At 40.8% G+C, this 22535-nt stretch carries 22 protein-coding genes and 1 tRNA gene; 19 read left to right on the top strand and 4 right to left on the bottom strand.

Annotation, left to right across the window (positions count from 1 at the left end; genetic code table 11):
* The first annotated feature begins 7 nt into the window (after window positions 1–7).
* A complete protein-coding gene (locus HUJ22_RS05635; RefSeq protein ID WP_290875087.1) occupies window positions 8–3346 on the top strand; it encodes a peptidase MA family metallohydrolase in 3339 nt (1112 codons plus the stop codon).
* Window positions 3347–3348: 2 nt separating this feature from the next.
* On the opposite strand, the gene HUJ22_RS05630 is transcribed toward HUJ22_RS05635, so the two are convergent.
* Genes HUJ22_RS05630 through HUJ22_RS05615 form a run of 4 tightly spaced genes read right to left on the bottom strand, consistent with a single transcriptional unit; the run spans window position 3349 to window position 7347 of the window.
* Window positions 3349–4647 (bottom strand): type IX secretion system plug protein domain-containing protein, encoded by a 1299-nt coding sequence (locus tag HUJ22_RS05630; protein ID WP_290875085.1) that lies wholly within the window; start codon window positions 4645–4647, stop codon window positions 3349–3351.
* Window positions 4625–5449, bottom strand: coding sequence for a diaminopimelate epimerase (gene dapF / locus HUJ22_RS05625; RefSeq protein WP_290875083.1), 825 nt, complete (start codon window positions 5447–5449; stop codon window positions 4625–4627). Before dapF ends, HUJ22_RS05630 begins: the two co-directional genes overlap by 23 nt.
* Window positions 5449–6630 carry a DNA polymerase III subunit delta' C-terminal domain-containing protein gene (locus HUJ22_RS05620; protein ID WP_290875081.1) on the bottom strand — a complete coding sequence of 394 codons (1182 nt, stop codon included), beginning with the start codon at window positions 6628–6630 and terminating at the stop codon, window positions 5449–5451. The genes dapF and HUJ22_RS05620 overlap by 1 nt, the downstream gene beginning before the upstream one ends.
* A gap of 51 nt (window positions 6631–6681) precedes the next feature.
* Window positions 6682–7347: a heme exporter protein CcmB gene (locus tag HUJ22_RS05615; protein ID WP_290875079.1), complete on the bottom strand. Its 666-nt coding sequence runs from the start codon at window positions 7345–7347 to the stop codon at window positions 6682–6684.
* A gap of 386 nt (window positions 7348–7733) precedes the next feature.
* Here HUJ22_RS05615 and HUJ22_RS05610 point away from each other — a divergent pair, with 386 nt between their 5' ends.
* The 18 genes from HUJ22_RS05610 to HUJ22_RS05525 all read left to right on the top strand — a co-directional run bounded on the left by HUJ22_RS05610 (window position 7734) and on the right by HUJ22_RS05525 (window position 22535).
* Complete coding sequence (locus HUJ22_RS05610) at window positions 7734–8207, top strand: PTS sugar transporter subunit IIA (protein ID WP_290875077.1); 474 nt, start codon at window positions 7734–7736, stop codon at window positions 8205–8207.
* On the top strand, window positions 8208–9644 hold the full coding sequence (dacB, locus tag HUJ22_RS05605) for a D-alanyl-D-alanine carboxypeptidase/D-alanyl-D-alanine-endopeptidase (RefSeq protein WP_290875075.1): 1437 nt from the start codon (window positions 8208–8210) through the stop codon (window positions 9642–9644).
* Window positions 9645–9656: 12 nt separating this feature from the next.
* On the top strand, window positions 9657–11033 hold the full coding sequence (locus HUJ22_RS05600; protein ID WP_290875073.1) for a sigma-54 dependent transcriptional regulator: 1377 nt from the start codon (window positions 9657–9659) through the stop codon (window positions 11031–11033).
* Window position 11034: 1 nt separating this feature from the next.
* A complete protein-coding gene (gene folD, locus HUJ22_RS05595) occupies window positions 11035–11925 on the top strand; it encodes a bifunctional methylenetetrahydrofolate dehydrogenase/methenyltetrahydrofolate cyclohydrolase FolD (protein WP_290875071.1) in 891 nt (296 codons plus the stop codon).
* An 84-nt stretch (window positions 11926–12009) separates the two neighbouring features.
* Entirely contained in the window at window positions 12010–12351 is a 342-nt protein-coding gene (locus HUJ22_RS05590) for a hypothetical protein (protein WP_290875069.1), read from the top strand.
* A gap of 104 nt (window positions 12352–12455) precedes the next feature.
* Window positions 12456–13943, top strand: a complete 1488-nt coding sequence (gene guaB, locus HUJ22_RS05585) for an IMP dehydrogenase (RefSeq protein ID WP_366870852.1) — start codon at window positions 12456–12458, stop codon at window positions 13941–13943.
* A gap of 143 nt (window positions 13944–14086) precedes the next feature.
* Window positions 14087–14941 (top strand): M23 family metallopeptidase, encoded by an 855-nt coding sequence (locus HUJ22_RS05580; RefSeq protein WP_290875065.1) that lies wholly within the window; start codon window positions 14087–14089, stop codon window positions 14939–14941.
* Window positions 14942–14950: 9 nt separating this feature from the next.
* Window positions 14951–15388 carry a polymer-forming cytoskeletal protein gene (locus HUJ22_RS05575; RefSeq protein WP_290875063.1) on the top strand — a complete coding sequence of 146 codons (438 nt, stop codon included), beginning with the start codon at window positions 14951–14953 and terminating at the stop codon, window positions 15386–15388.
* 4 nt (window positions 15389–15392) lie between these two features.
* A complete protein-coding gene (locus HUJ22_RS05570) occupies window positions 15393–15614 on the top strand; it encodes an AtpZ/AtpI family protein (protein WP_290875061.1) in 222 nt (73 codons plus the stop codon).
* Complete coding sequence (locus HUJ22_RS05565) at window positions 15607–15984, top strand: hypothetical protein (RefSeq protein WP_290875060.1); 378 nt, start codon at window positions 15607–15609, stop codon at window positions 15982–15984. Before HUJ22_RS05570 ends, HUJ22_RS05565 begins: the two co-directional genes overlap by 8 nt.
* Window positions 15985–15993: 9 nt before the next feature.
* Window positions 15994–17070, top strand: a complete 1077-nt coding sequence (gene atpB, locus HUJ22_RS05560) for a F0F1 ATP synthase subunit A (protein WP_290875058.1) — start codon at window positions 15994–15996, stop codon at window positions 17068–17070.
* Between the two features lie 34 nt (window positions 17071–17104).
* On the top strand, window positions 17105–17326 hold the full coding sequence (atpE, locus tag HUJ22_RS05555; protein WP_082894083.1) for an ATP synthase F0 subunit C: 222 nt from the start codon (window positions 17105–17107) through the stop codon (window positions 17324–17326).
* Between the two features lie 13 nt (window positions 17327–17339).
* Entirely contained in the window at window positions 17340–17855 is a 516-nt protein-coding gene (gene atpF, locus HUJ22_RS05550; protein ID WP_290875054.1) for a F0F1 ATP synthase subunit B, read from the top strand.
* Window positions 17856–17865: 10 nt separating this feature from the next.
* A complete protein-coding gene (gene atpH, locus HUJ22_RS05545) occupies window positions 17866–18414 on the top strand; it encodes an ATP synthase F1 subunit delta (protein WP_290875052.1) in 549 nt (182 codons plus the stop codon).
* Window positions 18415–18446: 32 nt separating this feature from the next.
* Complete coding sequence (atpA, locus tag HUJ22_RS05540; protein ID WP_290875050.1) at window positions 18447–20057, top strand: F0F1 ATP synthase subunit alpha; 1611 nt, start codon at window positions 18447–18449, stop codon at window positions 20055–20057.
* Between the two features lie 13 nt (window positions 20058–20070).
* Window positions 20071–20967: an ATP synthase F1 subunit gamma gene (gene atpG / locus HUJ22_RS05535; protein WP_290875048.1), complete on the top strand. Its 897-nt coding sequence runs from the start codon at window positions 20071–20073 to the stop codon at window positions 20965–20967.
* Window positions 20967–21053 (top strand) — tRNA-Ser (locus tag HUJ22_RS05530). Before atpG ends, HUJ22_RS05530 begins: the two co-directional genes overlap by 1 nt.
* Window positions 21054–21149: 96 nt before the next feature.
* Window positions 21150–22535, top strand: coding sequence for a TolC family protein (locus HUJ22_RS05525; protein WP_290875046.1), 1386 nt, complete (start codon window positions 21150–21152; stop codon window positions 22533–22535).

Genomic DNA, 22535 nt, shown 5'->3' with positions numbered 1-22535 from the left:
CGTAATTATGAAAGTAAAGATACTCTCGGTTTTAGCTTATACGGTTATTTTTTTAGCCTCTGGTACAGCTTCTGTAATGGCTCAATATTATCCATTTGGGAAAAACAGAGTACAATATGAAGATTTTGAATGGAGATACATTCAGTCGACACATTTTGACGTGTATTATTATGGAGAAAAAAATTATGAACTCGCTGAGTTTTCAGCTAAAAGTATTGAATCAGCCTATAAACAACTGAGTGAAGATTTCAATCATCAGATCTCCAATCGTATAACGCTGATTATTTATGATTCACATAATGATTTTTCCCAAACAAATGTCGTGAACCTGCCGGTGAATACTGAGGGAATAGGTGGGGTAACCGATAAAATGAAGAATCGCATGACGGTTCCTTTTACCGGAGACTATGCCAGCTTCCGTCATACCCTGCAACATGAATTGGTGCATGCGGTATTCAATGACATGTTTTATGGCGGATCATTGAATTCTATCATCCGAAATAATATTCAGCTCCAATTTCCGCTTTGGTTTGAGGAAGGTCTTGCAGAATATACGTCTCAGGGGTGGGATACTTACACGGATATGTTTATCAGGGATGCGATTATAAATAATTATCTTCCACCAATTCAATATATCAGCGGGTATACTTCATACCGAGCGGGACAATCTATCTGGAATTATATTGTGGAAGAGTACGGGCGCCAGAAAATAGCAGAGATACTTCAGCGCATAAAATCATCCCGCAGTGTTGAATATGGTCTTCAACAAGCATTGGGCCTAAGTATTGAAGACCTCTCAGAGGTTTGGCAAGATGCCTTGCAAGAACGTTACTACCCTGAGGTAGCTGAACGCGAACGCACTGATGTGATTGCCACTCAGCTTACAAAACGAGGTGATTTTGGAAGCCATAATACCAGCCCTTCCATTTCTCCCCAAGGCGATAAAGTGGCTTTTATCACTAATAAACGAGGTTATTTTGATATTGTAGCCATCAGTGCAATCGACGGTAAATATCTGAAAACAATAATTCGGGGAGAAGACGATCCGGAATTTGAAGAGCTGAACATCTTAAACCCGAATATTTCATGGTCGCCGGATGGCAGAAAAATTGCTATTTCAACAAAGTCAAAAGGCCGCGATGATATCGCTATTATTGACTATGAAACCGGAAACGTACAAAAAATAGAATTCCCGGATTTGGATGCTATTGCTTCCATAGCTTGGTCACCGGATGGTAATAAAATTGCTTTTGACGGTAATATAGGGCCATATCAGGATATTTTTGTTTACAATTTTGATACGAAGAAAGTAACCAATGTTACCGGCGATTTCTTTTCTGATATGCAACCGGCCTGGAGTGAGAATTCGGAATACATATATTTTGTTTCGGACAGGGGAGAAAAAAACCGGTTGCATAATTATACCGTAGATTATGATTTATTAAGTGATGAAAGTCTCTATCAAACTGATATTTACCGGGTAAAATTAGGAGCCGGAACAGCTACTCAACTTACGAATACTCCTCTTTGGAATGAACAAGCCCCTAAAACCACTCGTACCGGAAGGCTGGTTTTTCTTTCAGATAAAAATGGGATTCAAAATATTTATGAATTTAATTTAGAAACCCGAACCTCATCGCCGTTAACTAATTTTCAGACCGGAGCTTCACAAATTTCTATTAGCGGAGATGGTTCGCGAATAGCGCTTAACTCTGTGAATGAGGGTTATTTGGATATTTTCTTACTTCGTTCTCCGTTTGACCGAAAAAAGGAATCCGAGCTTTCAAAAAATTATTGGGCACAGCGACGGGCTTCAGAGCCACTCGGGGTCCGGGTGCCAGCTACAAAATATGCACGCGAAATGTCTGCTACAGGGCTTAGCTCTAATGAGAAAGGGTTATTAGACGATGTAGCTGTAGCAGATAGTGTTGCCCAAACAGGAGCCGGTCAGCGTCAGGTTGAAGAAGAGGAAGCTGATACATCAGAAATTGACTTTAGAAATTATGTATTCAGTACTGAGGTTATTGAAGATACGACGCTGGTGTTGGAGGATATTGAAAATTTTAACCCGAAAAATAACACTACAGAAGACGGCCGGTTTCAGCCAAAAAGATACCGCCTTAAATTTTCTACTGACATCTCATACAATCCGTCTATTGTAGCTTCAACGTATGGTTCATATGCTTTGACCCAGTTTATTATAAGTGATTTATTGGGTGACCATCAGATTGCTTTAGGTACGAATTTTGTTACAGACCTGCGTAACAGTGACTATTCATTGCAGTACGGATACCTTAAGAATCGCACCAATTGGTATTTTTCCTATTTTCATTCTTCCCGTCAATATCAAACGTTTTTTGGAGAAAATATTCGCTTTAGAACTTTTGGAGGCGGTGTGAATGTCCAATATCCAATTAATAAATTCAAACGGGTTGATGCCGGTTTTTCTGCCATGGGTATTACAAGAGATTATAGCTCAGTTAGCGATCTCTATGCCGGGTATTCATTTGGAGGAGGGGATTTTGACAATGAACGAAGTATCTTTTTATACCCTGAATTAATATATACGAATGATCAGACATTGCCTGGTTTTATTACACCCCGGGGCGGTAATCGCTATTCCATTGGATTTTCAGGAAGTCCTGGTGTAGGCGACAATGCTCCACAATTTGCATCCGTATTGGCAGATTTTAGGAAGTATTTCAATCTTGGTTCCCGTTATAGCTTTGCAGTAAGGGCTTCAGGAGCCGCTTCTGTGGGGCCGGATAAACAAACTTATTTTATGGGAGGTAGATTGGGCTGGATCAATCAGCGCTTTAATCAAAATGGCCTTTCCTATGATAAGTTGACGGATAGTTTTTTTACCGTACCGGCTTTACCGGTAAGAGGGTATGCTTATAACAGTATTTACGGCAGTAATTTTTCACTGGTTAATGCCGAATTCAGGTTTCCTCTTTTTGCGGCCGTAGTCCCCGGAGCCATTCCTATTTTGCCCTTGTATAATATAACCGGAACAGCATTTGTTGATGTTGGGTCGGCCTGGGGAGAGAGAATAAATTATGATTTGGTAGATGGAGAAGGAAACTCTATCGTCAACGATGCTAAATTAGATTTTAAAGTAGCACAGGAAGAAATTGGAATATATCAACTAAGGGATCAGAACGGAAACGTAGTAGGAACCGGAGAGGCTCCTTATCTTGATGGCGATTTGTTAATAGGAGCCGGTTTTGGGCTAAGAACTATTGTGTTTGGCTTACCTTTCAGGTATGATGTTGGCTGGCCTTATGAAAGAGAAGGCTTTAAGAGCAAACCTATTCACTATTTTTCAATAGGAATAGATTTTTAGATTTAGTCGGATCTGAAAACCTGTATATGGATCAATCGTTGATACCTGTATTCAGGGTCATTGAAATAAACAAAGCTTACATATTCCTGATTACGTCTTGTAATGTAGTCACTTAGTATCAAATCATCTATGTCGGTGCCATCTTTTATGGCATATTTATAGGTATATGTGCCTTGTTTGATCAGCGCCGAAGTTTCCCAGTAGCCTGAATTCTGATTGTACTCCAGCTTATTCTTTTCAGAAATGATCCATTGGTTAAAATCTCCAACCAAATAGACGCCTTGCTTTGAAGTAAAGGCTCCTCCGTCCTGAAACCTGAACCGAATATTAGCATAGCGAGCTTCTGCAGATGTCTTGGGATTCCCAAAGGTTGAACCCCAGGCGGTTAATGGATTGGAAGTAAAATTCAGAATATCTTCACGCAAGATAATTTCAGGGGGATTTTCTCCCGGTATCCAATCTATAATTTGATGGCCATCAACTGAGAAAGTCTCCAGGTTTAGCCCAATGAAATCAAAATTAGCCGGAAAAGCATTTTCACCTGATAAGTAAAATTGGGTATGGCCTTTTTCAGAGAAATCATAATTTTCGGTTTTTCGGGCATCTCCCCAAAATCGATTTTGAACAAAGTAGAAGCTTAGGTCAAATTGGGGGAAATCGATAAACTCAGGATACGTGAAATTACTGAATGGACGATCCCGGGCTTCAAATCTCGGTCCGGCATTGTAATCAGTTTCTATCCATGAGGTCATTTCCCCTGCATTCTCTGTTACAAAAAAGGGTAATGAAAATAATCGCACACCGGAAGAAAAATCAGATACATGAAGCATAAAATTTCCACTTGTAGCAAACCGCAGCTGATTATTAGGGAATTCGGTACGGTAATGGAAATAGCTTGGAGGGGAGGATTGATTTTTAGTTCCTTCGCCTAATATGATTTCATTTAAGCCTTCTAAAAACCAGTCTTGAGGTATATTGCTTTCGTCCCAGTTTTGATCGTAGTGAGTAAAAGTAATTCTGAATTGCCCGGAAATATCAGTTAATTCATCAAAAGCCAGTATCAATTTTTGAGCTGAACCCAACTCAATGATTGGAGGATTATTAGTGTCCCCTTTTCTATATAGCTGGATGCTATTGATGGTTTCAGGGGCCGGCAACTGATTTGAAACCATGTAGCGGCTGATATAGTCTGCCGTATTTTCCTGGTTACCTAAAGGGCTTGAAATGCTTGCAGAGCAACCCTTAATAGATAATCCTGCCAACAAGATCAGTAAAACTTTAAACAGTGATAGAACCTTCAAATACAAAATGGGCGGGTCCGGTTAAAATTAGCTGATGATAGGTATTAGCTGCGGCATCAAAATCGAAAGAGGCCCGCAGTATTCCACCTTTTACATTAACTTTATAAGTAGCGTGTTGCCGATTGTTTTTTTGATGGTGATGGGCTGCAATAGCCGATGCCAGGGCTCCGGTTCCACAGGCAAGGGTTAGGTTCTCTACTCCCCGCTCATAGGTCTGAAGCGAAATAGAAGACTCATCATTACAGTGCACAAAGTTTATGTTGGTACCCGGTGGATTTACTTTTTCATGATAACGTAATTTCCGGCCTGTTTGTACAAGCTGATCTTCTTGTTCCAGCTGCTGTTCACTAACAAAACTGATAAGATGTTCTGTTGCTGCATCTGCTCTTACCAATTTCATCTCATCCAATTCAACTTGTTCCGGCTTAACATGTACCGGAAAATGAACGCTTACGCTTTCATCTTTAAGCACCTCAGCATCATATACATTATCGTGGACGTTAAAAGTTTGTGTAACCCCAAAACCATGTGTGAATGCAAACAAAACCAGGCAGCGAGCTCCATTCCCACACATACCGGCATCACTGCCATCGGCATTACGATAAATCATGGTGTAGTCCACTTCAGGTTTTTGAGCAGGTTGCAACATTAGTAATCCATCCGCCCCAATACCAAATCTTCGATCACATAGTTTTGGAGTGATTTCAATAATATCTTCAATCGAAAGTCCATACTTCCGGTTATCGATTACAACAAAATCGTTTCCTGCGCCTTCCATTTTATGAAATTTAATTTCAGCCATTATTCTACAAACGCAGGTATGTGTTTCCAGTTTTCTTCTTCAGATATGACAGGGTCGAGTCCTCGCATCAGGGGAGAGAATCGTAATGCAAGTACTATCAAAATCAGTTTGGGATTTACATTTTGACGCAGTGCCGGTCGGAAAGAATCCAGATGTTTGATCATTTCTTCCAGGCGTGCATCGTCGAGTGATTTAACAAATTTCTCTATGGATTCTAATTGATCAATATTAGTTATGAATTTCTTATTCCCGGTTTCCCGAAATACCATTAAATCCCGGATATACATTTCTATGAGATTAGTAATGGAAATAAGGCCTTCAATATTATTCGAGCTCTGCCAGTCCTGAATCAGCTTCGACAACCCAACAGCATCCTGGCTGTATGCCATGCGCATAAACTGAACTACTGCTTCCCGGTTTTCCTTCAGTTTCTCAACATCAAAAAAGCGGGTCATGGCATAATTTCCTCCGGAAACACGAGCCAGGTAAGCGGCTTCATCGGCTTGCAAACCATCGACTTCAATTAATCCCTGTTCCACCTCTTTATCCTTTAAAGTACCAAGGGGAATATGTTGGCAACGGGAAGTGATGGTAGGAAGGAGACTTTCATAACTCTCTGTTGTTAGAATAAACATCAGACGGTCTGAAGGTTCTTCCAAAAGTTTTAAAAAAGCATTGGCCGTTTCTTTTCGCATGGTTTCAACCTGGGTAAGAATGATCACGATCCGGTCTCCTTCATTGGGCTTCAGCTTTGCGATGGGCCGAATATCTTCTCTGAAATAGTCGATGGGGTAGAAGGCTTGCAAGTTCTTGGAGGATTCATCATCCAAAGAAGGCCGCTGTGAAAAACTGATGATCTCATAAGGATCTTTGGCAAGCAGCTCTAATCGATCTCTGAGCTCTTCTGTTTTTGCTGACGTCGGTTTTGGGATGAATACATGTATGTCGGGATGGGTAAACCAGGATGATTTCTTTGAATGTTTGTGTTCTCCCAAGTCGCTCAAGTGATCAATACCGTTTATTGCTTCTGCCAAAGCCAGGGCAAATGCCGTTTTCCCAACGCCCGAGGGACCTGAAAGAAGGTAAGCGTGGCTGATCCGATCGGAGGCAAGCATACGCTCTACTTGCTCCTTAGCACGGTGTTGCCCTATAATACGTCGGTTTCCGAATTTAAATGGCATAATTGTAGAAAATTGGATCTGTTGTCATTTGTCGATAGTCAGTGGTCAATTTTATTCTTCCCAGATATAGTCAAAAAGTAAAATTCCTGCAGTTATGGTCACGCCGGCAAAGCCGACCAGAGCCGTAATATTATTTAAGGAGCCGTCTCCACCACTGACAAAAGCGGTTTTACTGATATCGGCAAGCAATAGCATCAGTGGCATAAATAAGGGAATGCTAAGCACTGAAAAAATTGCTCCTTTTCGATCAGCTTGCGAAACTATGGCTGCCGTCATGGTAGCTACCCCGGATAGACCGGCCGTTCCGATAAATAGCATAACAAAAAAAGCGACCCAGGATTGTATCGTTAGATTCATTAGAAAAATATATCCGGCAAAGGTGGCTATATTGATGAAAAGGGTAAATAAGAAATTATAAAGCAGTTTTCCGGAATACACGGTTGTTCCTTCTGCATAAATACGGAGGAGGTCAAACGTTTTCTTGTCAGTCTCGGATATAAAGCTGCGGCTGAGTGCAGAAAGTGCAGCAAACAAAATGATGATCCAAACCAAACCGGCCTTTGGTCCGGGCTCAAGCTGATCTGCACGCAGGGTGAAAAGAACCAACAGCATGGCAGCTGCTACAAAAGCCAACACCATATTGAATGCAAAACGAGTACGCAGTTCAATCTGCAGATCTTTCTTTAAAACGGTAAGGGTGCTTCGAATCCATTGCATGACCAAGTTTAAGGATTTTGGCTGGTTATTGCAGAATATTCTAAAGTGAATGAGATAATAAAAATGGTACGTTTAATCAGTTATTATCTGCTGAGAATAAAATTTTTGGAATGTACGCTCGTTCACAAGTTTCGGATTGGAAAAGTATGTACGGCAACTCTGCATACCATTTTAATATCCACCCAGGTAGGTAATTGCCTGGATGGATTTCAACATTTATAAATGCTAAATCTTCAACAGAGGCATGATAAAGTTGGGGAATTAGAGGGACAAAGCTTTTATTTAAAACTAAATAAACTTCTATAGAATTAATCTTTGATTGATTGTCTCTTCGGTGCCTATATTCGGGCGCTGTTTAAACCATTATAGTTGATTAGGAATATTGCATGAATTTATTTTCGTTGTTAGATCAAGTTACGGTGCTGCCCAATTTTATTGTGGGTTCCAAAGAAGAACTTATTAATGCATTAGTAAATGCTTTGGAAGATAAACTTGAGTCTGAAGAACAACTCGAAGAAGTACGTAAAGCAGTTTTTGAACGTGAGAAAATCATGTCTACGGGAGTGGGTAAAGGCCTCGCAATACCACACGCGAAAACCAAAGCGGTGACAAAGAATTTAGCTGCTTTTGCCCTGTTAAAAGAACCACTGGATTTTGATTCAATTGATGATGTCCCGGTTCGATTGGTTTTTCTGTTAGTGGGGCCGGAGTCTAACAATAGTCAGCATATCAAATTATTAAGCCGAATTTCCCGTTTAATGAACAGCGGTTCATTTCGTGAGAAAATATTAGGTTGTACAACAACTGAAGAAATTCTCTCGGCTTTTCAGGATGAAGAAGAAAAATATTTTGTCAGTTAAATGAGTAACGTATTCCGCATTTTTATTGTATTGCTGCTCGCAATTCTTGCGGAACCTCTCCATGCTCAAACTATTCAAACTATTGTCAATGATGCACCAAATCAGGAAGCTTTTTGGTCGGTAACTGTTCGGGACAAAAACGGAGCAATCCTGGAAAGTATGAACCGGGAAAAAGTGATTATACCTGCTTCTAATCAAAAACTGATAACCACAGCTGCAATCCTTGATTATTTCGGAGCTGATTATCGCTACGAAACAACAATTTACGGAGAAGGTAATCTTGAGGGAAATTTATGGAATGGCAATCTTATTTTAAAAGGAAGTGGTGACCCATCCATAAGTGGCGATTTGTACGAAGACGACCGGTATTACATTTTTAATAAATTCCTGGATCAGCTCAAGCAAAAAGGAATTGAGAAAATAGAGGGTAACCTGATTGCAGATGTATCATTATTTGATGATCAAATGTATCCGAAGGGGTGGGATTGGTATGATTTTTCATTTTACTATGGAGTACAAATCAGTCCGCTTTCTTTTAACAATAATGCAGTGGATTTAGAAGTTTTTGCAGAAGGAGAGATTGGGGATAAACCCCGAATTACCTGGTTTCCCGATAATACTGACTATGTTGAATTTGTTAATGAGCAAGTAATTACCCATCCCGGGATTGATTACGATGAATATTATCGTCGTGAACTGGGAGGAAATAGAATTGTATTGGGAAGTACCCTTCCTCAAGCTTATTACGAAGACGAATCTCTTTCCGTGAATAACCCCCCTATGTTTTTCCTGGATTCATTCAAAAATTTCTTGGTCAGTAATGGAATAGAAGTGGAAGGGTTTTTGGTGGTTTCAGAAGATGAACAGAACATAGAAGTACTGGAAGAATTGGCAACCCATCGATCAAAACCAATGTCCGAGCTAATCAAATGGACAAATAAAGAGAGTGATAATTTTTATACGGAAATGTTGACAAAAACACTTTCAGCAGCAAAGGATGATAAACCCGGGACATTTGAAGACGGCATAGACCAAATCAGAAGTTTTTTATTTCGGATAGGTATAGATACAACTTTTGTGCAAATGAAGGATGGTTCCGGTTTGGCAGGGGGAAACTTCAACAAAACGTCCTTAATTTCGGATCTGCTCTTTAAAATGATGGATCATCCTGAATTCGACGCCTATTATAACAGCATGTCGACAGCGGGCATTGACGGAACATTGGCTCACCGGATGAAAGGAACTCCGTTGTATAATAATTTTAAAGGTAAATCCGGATTTGTGACCGGAGTGAGGACGTTAAGTGGTTATTTTGAGGCGAGGTCGGGCAAGCAGCTTATTGTAAGCCTTGCTACCAATAATTTTATATCAGAAAAAGTACGGCCTGTTGATTCGGTTCATGAACAGATTTTGATGTATCTGTATAATAAATATTGATTAGCTTCCCGTATGTCTGAAAAGAAAGCACATATCTTGGTAACGGATGACGAAAGGGCTATCCGAAATACACTGGAAGAAATTCTTCAATTTGAAAACTATAAGGTTTCCACTGTAGATAGCGGGCAGGCTGCTTTGGATTTCATTTCCGAAAATCCCATTGATTTGATGTTTCTGGACATTAAAATGCAGGGAATGGATGGATTAGAGACGCTCAAAAAACTTCGGGAGGCCGGTCATGAAATTCCTGTAATCATGATTTCAGGCCACGGAACCATTGAAATTGCAGTAGAGGCTACAAAAATGGGAGCTTATGATTTCCTTGAAAAACCCCCGGATTTAAATCGCCTGCTAATTGCGGTACGCAATGCCTTGTCTCAGGAAAACCTGAAAAAGGAATACAAACAGATCAAGAAAAAGCTTCCGAAGATTCAGGAGATCATTGGAGAAAGCAAAGCTATTTCCAAAATTAAATCCTTAATTGAGAAAGTTGCTCCTACACAATCAAGGGTGCTTATTACCGGTGAAAATGGAACCGGAAAAGAATTGGTAGCCAAATGGATTCATGAAAAAAGCCCAAGGAATTCAGGTCCATTTGTGGAAGTAAATTGCGCAGCCATCCCAACTGAACTTTTGGAAAGTGAAATGTTTGGGCATGAAGAAGGAGCCTTTACAGGAGCATCAAGTCAGCGTGTTGGTAAATTTGAGCAGGCAGATGGGGGGACATTATTTTTAGATGAAATCGGGGATATGAGTTTGGAAGCTCAATCTAAAGTGTTGCGGGCTTTACAAGAAAGCACCATTACAAGGGTGGGTGGAAGTGAGTCGATTTCAGTGGATGTAAGAATTTTAGCCGCGACGAATAAAGACCTGGAATCTGAAATTAAAGAAGGTAATTTCCGGGAAGATTTATTTCACCGTATCAGCGTGATACCCATAAAAGTGCCCCCGCTTCGTGACCGAAAGGAAGATATTCCGCCCATTGCTAAAGCCTGTCTTAAAAATCTTCAGGAACGGGATATCAGTTTTTCTTCGGTTTCATTTTCGAAGGATGGACTCAAAGCCCTTCAGAAAAAAGAATGGAGCGGCAATGTACGGGAGCTTCAAAACGCGGTGGAACGGCTTGGAATCATGGCCGGGGATGACGGGGTGATAGATCAAGACATTGTAGAAGATATACTGACGTCCCGGAGAATAGAAACCAATAATTTGGAAAAACTGGCAGATAAAACCAACGATTTTCAGGAATTCAAGGAAACCGCCGAACGTTTGTTTTTGGTTAAACAACTGGAAAAAAATGAGTGGAATATTTCTCAGACCGCCGAATCCGTTGGTATACAGCGAAGTCATATTTACAATAAAATGAAAAAATATAATATAGAGCGATAGCATGAGTGCAGAAATTATTGATGGAAAGAAAGTAGCTGAATTGGTTCGGAATCGAGTTCGAGAGGATGTGGATGATTGGAAAGCCAAAGGAAACCGGGCTCCCTTTTTACAAGTGATTTTGGTGGGTGATGATCCGGCTTCGAAAGTATATACCGGGGCCAAGACCCGTGCTTGCGAAGACGTGGGCATCGAAACGCATACTGAAATTTTGCAGGATACAATTTCTGCCAAGGAATTAAAGTCTATCATCCGCAAATACAATGAGAATGATTCGGTGGATGGGATTTTGGTACAGCTTCCATTACCGGCACACCTTTCTTCCCACGATGTGATAGAAAGCATTGACCACCGAAAAGATGTGGACGGGTTTCACCCTATGAATGTGGGCCGGCTTACTGTTGACCAGCCTTGCTTTCGAAGCTGTACACCTGCCGGTATCATGGAGCTTTTCAAGCATTACAGCATTCCGGTGAAGGCCAAGCACGCCGTGGTGGTGGGAGCCAGTAATATTGTAGGCTCTCCGATGGCAATTATGTTATCCCGCGAAAATGCGTCAGGAAAAGCTACAACTACCATCTGCCACAAATATACCAAAGACCTTACGCAGCATACCATTTCCGCAGATATAATAATTGCAGCAGCGGGTCAGCCTCATTTGATAAAAGCCGAAATGATAAAAGAAGGAGCCGTAGTTATTGACGTAGGAATTAACCGCATAGCAGATGAGACGGCCAAAAAAGGATATCAATTAGTCGGAGATGTAGATTTTGAGTCTGTAAGCAAAAAAGCCAGCTGGATTACCCCTGTTCCGGGAGGAGTGGGTCCCATGACGGTTGCCATGCTGATGAAAAATACCCTTCTTGCGGCTAAAAAGAGCATCTATCCGGAATAATATCTTTTTTTATTTTGGAGTGACACTATGCTGTCACTGCTTGTCATTATTATTGGGTAAATCAAAAAACAAAACCACACGATCATGACAAGTAACGCATTTTCAATTACACCAAAACGCAGTAAATCTCAGGCCCTATTCGCTGTTCCGGTACTTAAGCGTATCCAAAAAGAAAGCCGGGAAGAATATACTGAAATGCAGCAGGCCTTCGACCTGATGGGTTGGTCAGAGCTTCCCGATGAACTGAAAATCGAGATTCATAATGATGTCAGGTTCATGGTAGAAGAACTGAAAGGCCGTTTTTCATCCTGCGATCCCTTTGTAAAGCGCCGCCGTGAATCTATTCACTACTGGGTAAGTTGTTTTCAGGATGGAATTTGCAGTTTAGAAGCTGCGATCAAAGCCTTGAAGGTTAAAACACTCTAAGAAATTTCTGTTTTTTATGAATGCGTAAAATTGAGAAATCTCATTAAGTAGTTCCAAGGGAAAGTTCGTATCTTTGAAAAACTGCAAGCCAAACTTTTTCATTGATGTATAAAATGAACAATTCTTCCCCCTTCGAACGTATTACCCGCCAAGGACTTACCTATGATGATGTGCTCTTGGTTCCTAATTACTCACAAGTGCTGCCGCGTGATGTAGATACTACAGTGCAGCTCACACCCACGCTCAAACTGAATGTGCCTATTATAAGTGCCGCCATGGATACCGTATCTGAGTATCGCCTGGCGATAGCACTTGCACGGGAAGGCGGTATTGCCATGTTGCACAAAAACATGAGTATTGAAGATCAGGCTGAACATGTTCGTTTAGTGAAAAGAAGTGAAAGCGGTATGATTGTTGACCCCGTGACCCTTAAAGAAGGTGCTACGGTTCGCGAAGCACGGGCGTTGATGAAGAAACAAAAAATAGGGGGTATTCCTATAGTAGATGACAAGGGAATTTTGGTAGGGATTGTTACGAACCGGGACCTGCGTTTTGAATCAGAGATGAGTAAAAAACTGGGTGATATCATGACGCATGAAAATTTGGTAACCGCCAAAGAAGGCACCAATTTAAAGCAGGCTGAACAAATCCTTCAGCATTACAAAGTAGAAAAGCTTCCTATTGTAGATGAAAACAATAAACTGGTTGGGCTTATTACTTTTAAAGATATTGAGAAGAAGATGAACTTTCCCCATGCTTGCAAGGATGAAATGGGAAGATTGAGAGTAGGAGCTGCCGTTGGGGTAACTCCTGATACCATGGACCGGGTGGAAGCTTTGGTTGCAGCCAGTGTGGATGCTATCACAGTAGATACAGCTCACGGGCATTCTCAAGGAGTGTTGGATACCATTAAAAAAATTAAAAAGGCCTATCCTGATTTAAATATTATTGGTGGAAATATTGCAACCAGATCTGCGGCAGAGGCCCTGGTGGAAGCCGGTGCCGATGTGGTAAAAGTGGGAGTGGGCCCGGGATCTATCTGCACTACGCGAGTGGTGACCGGAGTTGGGGTTCCGCAGTTAAGTGCAGTTATGGAAGTAGCAGAATATACCCGTGAAAAAGGAATTGGGCTCATTGCAGATGGTGGGATCAAACAAACAGGAGATATCCCCAAAGCCATAGCAGGCGGTGCCGATGCCGTAATGATGGGATCTATGTTTGCCGGTGTGGATGAAAGTCCCGGCGAGACCATTATTTACGAATCCCGTAAGTACAAATCATATCGTGGAATGGGAAGTATAGGTGCGATGAACAAAGGTTCTAAAGACCGCTATTTCCAGGATGTGGAAGATGATATTAACAAACTGGTTCCGGAAGGAATAGAAGGCAGGGTTCCGTTTAAAGGATATTTAAGTGAAGTCGTTCATCAAATGACCGGCGGACTTAGAGCTGCCATGGGATATGCCGGAGCATCAAATATAGATGAGATGAAAAAAGCAGAATTTGTACAAATTTCTGCCGCTGCTTATAGAGAGAGTCATCCTCATTCGGTGCAAATAACAAAAGAAGCACCGAATTACTCAGTATCCTAATCCGCTTTTATAGTACAGAAAATCACTTATTTTAGAGATTAATTTTTCTGCCAAAGGATGAAAGCGACCCGAAATGCTCTTTCAAATTTTTTTGATGAAATTTCATCCTAAAAATTTGATCGTATTGTTTAACTTGAGATATAATGATTGAACTGCTAAAAAAATTATTTGAACAACGCCGTAGAAAAATCACGGTGATGTTACTGGATGATTCCAAACCTGATGAGGATAATTCCTACCATGTTTATCCTAATGGACTTTTTGGTTTGATATTGGCAATTTCTTGTACCTTCGCACTCATTGTTGCATTAGCTTTTATGCTAACCCCATTGGGAGGGTTGTTATACAGTGCGGATGACGCTGAAATAAGAGCTCAAATAATGGATGTAACTCAAAAAGTTATTTCTCTTGAAGACTCACTGAAACAACGCGATCAACAATTGAGTGAGATGAAAGATGTAATCCGCCTAAATGTGGATACGACCCTGGCGATGGATCAGAGATTCGATGATTATTTTAATGAGGAGAATTTTCAAAACAGTGATTTTATAACGTTTGAAGAATCGGGTTCATTTAACCGACTCACGCAAAATGAAATTTTATTTTCAAATATATCCAACTCAGCTCCGGACTTCCCCGGAAAATACCCTGTTCAAGGATCTTTGACCCGCAGGTATCTTCCTGATGAGGAACATTATGGTCTTGATATAGCTACTAAAAATAATGAACCGGTAATAAATGTTGCGGATGGTTCGGTTTTTAATAGTAGTTGGACAATTAACAATGGATATGTAATATCCATACAACATAGCGGGGGTGTGGTAACTACTTATAAGCACCTCTCAAAATTAAATAAGAAGGAAGGCGACCTTGTGTTAAAAGGAGATATTCTGGGTGAAATTGGAAATGCCGGAGTATTAAGTACAGGACCCCATCTTCATTTTGAAATTTGGAAAAATGGCGTCCCTCAAAACCCTGAAATCTATTTAATCAAATAAAAACGAATTATGCTTAATTCAAAAAAAAATACAAATAACGTGTCTAATCAATCAAATCACTCTCCTGCAGTAAATATATTAAGTGAAGGTTCAAAACTTAAGGGAGATCTTAACTCCCAGACCGATATTCGAATTGCCGGTACGGTGGAAGGCGAAGCCAGCTCCAAAGGAAAAATTATTGTAACCGGGAATGGAAAAGTTGTAGGAGATATTACTTCTTCTGAAGCTGATGTAGCCGGCCGGGTTGAAGGGAAGCTGAAAGTCTCAAGTAAACTTACCCTGAGAGAAAGTGCAATTATTGATGGAGACATCTATACTAAAACTTTGGTAGTGGAAGAAGGTGCTCAAATCAACGGATCTTGTCGCATGGGCTCGGATGCCAAATCACTTTCCGGTAAAAGCGATGTTGATTACGCAAACGATACTAAAGTAAAGAGCTCTTCCTGATTCATTGTCGAATAATTTTCTTCCCGAAAAATATGCCGAGTATCTGGGGCTGGGAGCCGAAATAGCGGTATCCCTGATCATTCCAATTTTGACCGGGTACTATTTGGATGAGTATTTTGATACTTCTCCTATACTGATTTTGATTGGCGTACTTTTGGCTATGATTGCTTTTGGGTTTACGGTAACACGAATTACAAAAAAACTCGATCAGGGTAACAATGAATAAATCAAGAGATTCTGTTCTCAAAGGGACGATAAAGTTCTCTGCTCTGTTAATGCTCATGTCTGTCGGTTTTTTTTTGTTGGGAGAGCAGGTAGGGGTTGCTGTATTGGCAGGGGTGATGCTCAGTTCTATATTTGTAAGCAGCAGTGCCTGGATATTCGATGCATTTAAAAATGCTGAAAACAGCTTGTTCATCAAGGTTTTTTTCTTCTCTACGGGAATAAGGTTTTTATTGGTGCTGGCTCTCTTCGGAATTTTATTGGGAGTAACAAAAATTGATGAATTCTACTTTACAGTTAGTTTTATAATTTCCTATCTTTGCCAATCTGTAACGGAAATGATTTTTATTAACAAAATTCTACAAAAAGAGTAGCGGTTAAAAATGATTCAAACCCTGCGTCGAGTTTTTCTAACTCTTTTATTTTTATCGATTAGCACCTCAAATACATTCGCAGCTGATGCTTCTGAAGAAGATGATGGGCAGGTACTCGATGTTTTGGGTACGGTTGCAGATCACGATTATTTTAAAACACCTTTTGGAAAATTATATTTGCCCCGGATTTTTTACTGGGAAGATGTTGAAGGTGAAAAAAGTTTAAGTGCTTTTGTAAGTACACCATCTGTTCTTGAGTCAGGTGAATTTATTGAAAATGAGGAAGGTGCAATTGTACCTGCAGGAGGGGGGCACCTGATTATCGATTTTTCCATTACTTCCCACTTGGTATATTTCTGGATGGGTATGGGCTTGGCAGTCATTCTTACAGTAATGGCTGCTAAACGCTATAACAGTGGAATTGGTAAAAACGTAGAGCCAAAAGGTGCCTTTCACAATCTTTTTGAAGTATTGTTTGTTTTTATCCGTGATGATGTTGCCCGTGGAAACATAGATGACCACAAGGCAGATAAGTACGTGCCTTTCTTGTTTACCATGTTCATGGGGATTTCATTTATGAATTTGTTTGGATTGTTGCCCTGGGCTGCAACGGCAACGGCAGATCTTACAGTGACGGCAACACTGGCATTTGTTACATTCTTGGTAACTCAATTCAGTGGGACTAAAGATTATTGGGGGCATATCTTTTGGTTTCCCGGAGTCCCAACGTGGGTTCGTTTTATCTTAACTCCGGTAGAAATTCTTGGAATTTTCACCAAGCCATTCGCACTCGCTATTCGTCTTTTTGCAAACATGCTATCAGGAAAAATAATGATCATCGCCATCCTTGGATTGATTTTTATCTTTGCTGATTTGTTTGGATCAGTAGCAGGCGTTGGTGTGAGTGCATTTTCTGTCTCATTAACCGTGGTGCTATATGCCCTGAAAGTGTTCGTCGCTTTATTGCAGGCATATATTTTCACGTTGTTATCAGCCGTTTTCATCGGTATGGCAGCAGAAGATCATGAGCATTCCGAGGAAGGTTATCACACTGAGCATATTGCCGAAGAAACTTTATCTAACTAAATATAAATCAATAATAAACTAAACGTATAGAACTATGGGATTATTAGCAGCTGGTATTGGAGCCGGAATCGTAGCACTTGGTGCCGGAATCGGAATCGGAATGATTGGTAAAGGCGCTACTGAAAGTATTGCACGCCAACCGGAAGCCTCCGGAGACATTCGCGGTGCTATGATTTTAACTGCAGCCTTTATTGAGGGTGTTGCCCTTCTTGGTGCCGTTATTTGTATTCTTCTTGCTCTTGGAATTGGTCAATAATAGGTAATTATCTATGACTTTTCTTTTAGCAGGTGGTGGTGGCTTACTGTCATTCAATCCGGGATTTGCGATCTGGATTTTAATATCGTTGATCGCTTTTCTTTATGTGATGATGAAGTATGCCGTGCCGCCAATTATGACGGCACTCCAGGAACGAGAGCAAAACATCAAAGAATCTTTAGAGTCTGCTGAAAAGGCTATAGCCAAAGCAGAAAAAATTTCTAAAGACAATGAAAAAGCTCTGCGGGAAGCTGAAGTTAAAGCTCAGCAAATACGCAAGGAAGCCGTTGAACAAGCGGAACTGATACGTACTGAACGTATTGGCAAGGCCAAAGAGGAAGCTGCGCAAATTATTGAGCAGGCAAGAGCCTCTATTGAGCAAGAAAAGAACCAAGCTTTAGTTGAATTGAGAGAGGAAGTGGCAAAACTTGCCGTAAAATCAGCTTCTATCATCATTGATGCTGAGCTTGATAATGAAAAGAATAACAAGCTGGTGGATAGTTTTCTATCCGACCTTTCAAAAAATTAACCGATAATTTATGCTGGTATCTAAAGCGGCACACCGTTACGCCACTGCACTTTTAGAGCTTGCCAAAGAAAATGATGTTGTTGAGCAGACGCTTAAGGATGTCTTTTTTATTAAGGCTACGATCGAAAGTTCTCGTGATTTACTGGTTTTCCTGAGAAGCCCGGTTATTAAGCCGGATAAAAAAGTTGCTGCACTTGAAGCCATTTTTGCTGATCAGGTAAGCGAGCTTGTGCATAGATACATCACGTTGATTGCCCGTAAAAACAGGCAAAATATGCTGGATGAAATTGTAACTGCATTCGTTGATAAATACAATGACTATGCCGGCATCATTTCAGCAGAAGTGTTTGTAGCTAAAGAATTAGATGACAAGCAACTCGCTGAAGTACAGCAAAAGTTGGAGAAAATCACTGACAAAAAGGTGAATGTTTCAACGGTTGTGCAAGAAGATTTAATAGGCGGGATGGCCATTAAAATTGACGATACCGTGATCAATGGTACAGTTAAGCATAAATTAGAACAGCTTGAAGATGTATTCCTGAGCTCGGCCAGGGAATAAAATCACAACATTTTTTTAATCATATATATACAATGAGTCAAGTCAGACCAGACGAAGTTTCAGCCATACTACGTAAACAATTATCAGGCTTCGATAACGAAGCTGATACCTATGATGTAGGTACCGTTCTTGAGGTAGGAGACGGTATTGCTCGTGTTTATGGGCTATCAAAAGTACAAGCAGGTGAATTGGTTGAATTACCGGATTCAAAAGACGAAAAAGGCCAATTTGTAACCGGCATGGTACTTAACCTTGAAGAGGATAATGTAGGAATTGTTCTTTTCGGTTCATCAAGTGCTGTTGAAGAAGGGCATACGGTGAAACGAACCAATGATATTGCATCAATCAATGTGGGTGAAGGCCTGCTTGGTCGTGTAATTGATCCTCTTGGGGAGCCAATTGATGGCAAAGGGTCGATCAGCGGTAAAACCATCCGTTTGCCTCTTGAGCGTAAGGCTCCGGGTGTTATTTACCGTGAACCGGTAGCTGAACCTCTTCAAACCGGCTTAAAGTCTATTGACTCTTTGATCCCTATTGGCCGTGGTCAGCGTGAACTTATTATAGGTGACCGCCAAACCGGTAAAACTTCCGTAGCGGTTGATACGATAATTAATCAAAAGGCCACTCAAGACACTGATAAGCCTGTTCACTGTATTTATGTAGCCGTAGGTCAAAAAGGTTCTACAGTAGCCAATATCCGTAAGGTACTGGAAGAAAACGGAGCCATGGAATACACTACCATTGTAGCTGCTCCGGCAAGTGCCACAGCTCCGATGCGCTATATTGCTCCTTTTGCGGGTGCCACTATCGGTGAGTATTTCCGTGATACCGGTCGTCATGCTTTGGTGATTTATGATGACCTTTCTAAACAAGCGGTAGCTTATCGTGAACTTTCATTATTGCTGAAGCGCCCCCCCGGTCGAGAAGCTTATCCAGGTGATGTATTTTATCTGCACAGTCGTTTATTGGAGCGTGCTGCCAAAATTATTAATGACGATAAAGTAGCTCAGGCTATGAATAATATTCCGGATGAACTCCGGCCACAAGTTAAGGGTGGTGGGTCATTAACAGCACTTCCTGTTATTGAGACACAAGCAGGTGATGTTTCTGCATACATCCCCACAAACGTAATTTCTATTACTGACGGACAAATTTTCCTTGATACCGACTTATTCAATCAGGGTATTCGCCCGGCAATTGATGTAGGTACTTCTGTTTCACGTGTAGGTGGTTCTGCCCAGGTGAAATCAATGAAAAAACTTTCAGGTACATTGAAGCTTGATTTGGCTCAGTACCGTGAGCTGGAAGCTTTTGCTAAATTCGGTTCCGATCTTGACGCTTCTACCCAAGCTCAACTGAGAAAAGGTGAACGTACGGTAGAATTGCTGAAACAGGATGTATACCAGCCTTTGCCGGTAGAGCAGCAAATTGCATTGCTTAAGATTAACGATGTAGGTTTACTTGACAAACTTGCCGTAGAACAAATTGGTGAGTTCGAAAATCAATACCTGGAAACAGTGGGTATTAAATTCGAAAAAGAAATGAATGACTTGGCTGCCAGTGGAGTATTAACTGATACTTTTGGTGATAAGCTCATTGAAATTGCCAAATCAGTAATTGACCAAATTACGGCAACTAACTAAGGAATAAGTATCGATGGCTAACCTCCGAGACATACGAAACCGGATCTCATCTGTAAATAATACACAGCAGATTACCAAAGCTATGAAGATGGTTGCTGCGGCGAAGCTTAGGAAAGCTCAGGACCGCATGATTGAAACCCGGCCATATGCTTCCAAAATTGCTGAAGTAGCCGGACGATTGGTTGAGTACAGTGAAGTATCAAACCCGGTAATGCGTAAGCCTGAAACGGTTAAGAAGGTCTTGTTTATAGTTATCGGTTCCGATCGTGGATTGTGCGGTGGTTTCAACAATAACTTGTTCAAAGAGGTTGAAAAACAACTGCATAATAATTTTCAGAATTATTTAGATAGTGATAATCTTTCCATGGTTACTATCGGGAAAAAGGCTTCTGCATATTTTAAGAAACGGAAGTATGATGTAATCGAAAGTTTCCCGGGATTCTTTGATGATATTCAATATGATGCCACATCATCAATTATGGAAACTGCTATACGACAATTTATAAGCGATGAATTTGATGAAGTTTATATTGCTTACAATGAATTTAAGTCGGTTATAGCTCAGGAGCGAAAAGTTCAGAAAGTGTTGCCTATTGACACTGAAAAATTTTCGAAAAAGAATTCTGATAATGCATCTGAACAAGCTATTGATTACCTTTACGAGCCTAATTCACAGGCAATATTAGATCGGTTACTGCCTTTGCATTTAAACATGCAGCTTTGGCGTGCAGTTTTAGAGTCGAATGCTTCTGAACAGGGCGCACGAATGACGGCAATGGACAGTGCAACCGAAAATGCGAAAGATTTAGAAAAAGAGCTGAAGTTGAAATATAACCAGGCTCGTCAAAGTGCAATTACTACTGAAATTTCTGAAATTGTATCAGGTGCGCAAGCACTGAGTGAAAATTAGGAGAGCTGGCAGAGTGGTCGAATGCGGCGGTCTTGAAAACCGTTGAGGCCTCACGGTCTCCGGGGGTTCGAATCCCTCGCTCTCCGCAATAAATAGCCCCATATGGGGCTATTTCTGTTTTATAAAACAGTTTTAAATATTATCATCGTGCATTCGTTTACGCTCCAAACCAACTAACTTTTATGACAGCACGGATTTTTTATATAGCCGCACTCATCTTATTTACCTTAAATACAGGAGCTATTGCTCAGGATACACTTAGTATCGATTATGATGCATTCTTGAGTAAAGCACTTAATAATTCAGGGCAGATTGACTATGAAAGACAAAATATAGATCTGGCTGAGAACAGGGTAGCACAAGCCAAGGCGCAACGGATTCTGCCTAATGTGCGATTTGAAAGTCAGCACGGATTGGTTCCCGGAGTGAAAAGTGATAACCCCAATTTACCCGAAGATGAATATTACCTGGATCCGAATTTAAGAAACGACTGGGAGGATTGGGCCATATATACCAAGTTCCAGCTATCTGCAGCTCAGCCGGTTTTTACGTGGGGGGCTATTAATAAAGCAGTAGAGGCAGCCAAATTAGGTGCAGAAGCGGCTGAACATAGCTTTGACGCCAAGAAAGCTGATCTAGAAATACGACTGTTTGAACTGTACTTCAGCTATGTACTTGCCCTTGAGATAGAACGATTACTGAATGAGGCTCAAGACAAAGTTAATCAGGTAGAACGTCAGATTAACAAAATGCAGGAAGAGGGAGATGCCAGTCTGGATGATTCGGAGGTATTTAAATTTGAGATCTTTAAATCTGAGTTTGAAATTCAGAAAGCTGAAGTTTTTGAGAATATGGCTTTTGTGCGGGAAACATGGAATTACGTGTTACGAAATGATGAAGACATAATTTTTGAACCTGAAGTACGATTTTTAGATCCTGTTGCTTCTGAAATTGAATCGGTGGATTTTTATCAGCAGGCTGCATTTAATAATCGCCCGGAGCTAAAAGCTCTTGAAGCAGGTGAAGAGGCTACGGAGACCTATATATCATCTTTAAAAAAACAGACCCTTCCCGGCTTATATTTAGGCGGGTATGTAAATTTTGCAAATACTCCCAACAGGCCTCGACAGTCAAACCCTTTTATACAGAATAATACCAATCTTTTCAGCGGAGGTTTTGGCTTTACCATTCGCCAGAATCTGAATTTCTTTTCGATTAAGGCATCCTTGGAACGAAGTCAGATTGAGTTGAGAAAAGTTGCGTATGCTCAAGATGCAGCTAAAGATGGTATCTTACTTGAAGTAAATAATAATTACAGGGCAGCGTCTTTGGCTGATGTAAAGGTAAAACAAACCGATAAAGCGTTAATAACTTCGAAAAGATGGCTGCGGCAAGAACAACTCGACCATGATTTTGGTATGGGGGATGCAAAAGACCTGATTGATGCTATGAAAAAAGAGCTCGAGCTGAAATTGCAGCTTAAGCAGCGAATTTTTGAATACAATTCCTCACTGGCTAAATTGAATAAATCGGCAGGTATTCCGTTAACTACTATGATCACCAACTGA

This window comes from Gracilimonas sp. (assembly GCF_014762685.1).
Lineage (GTDB): Bacteria > Bacteroidota > Rhodothermia > Balneolales > Balneolaceae > Gracilimonas.
Note: the sequence above shows the minus strand (reverse complement) of the source record. Positions and strands in the feature narration are given on the sequence as shown.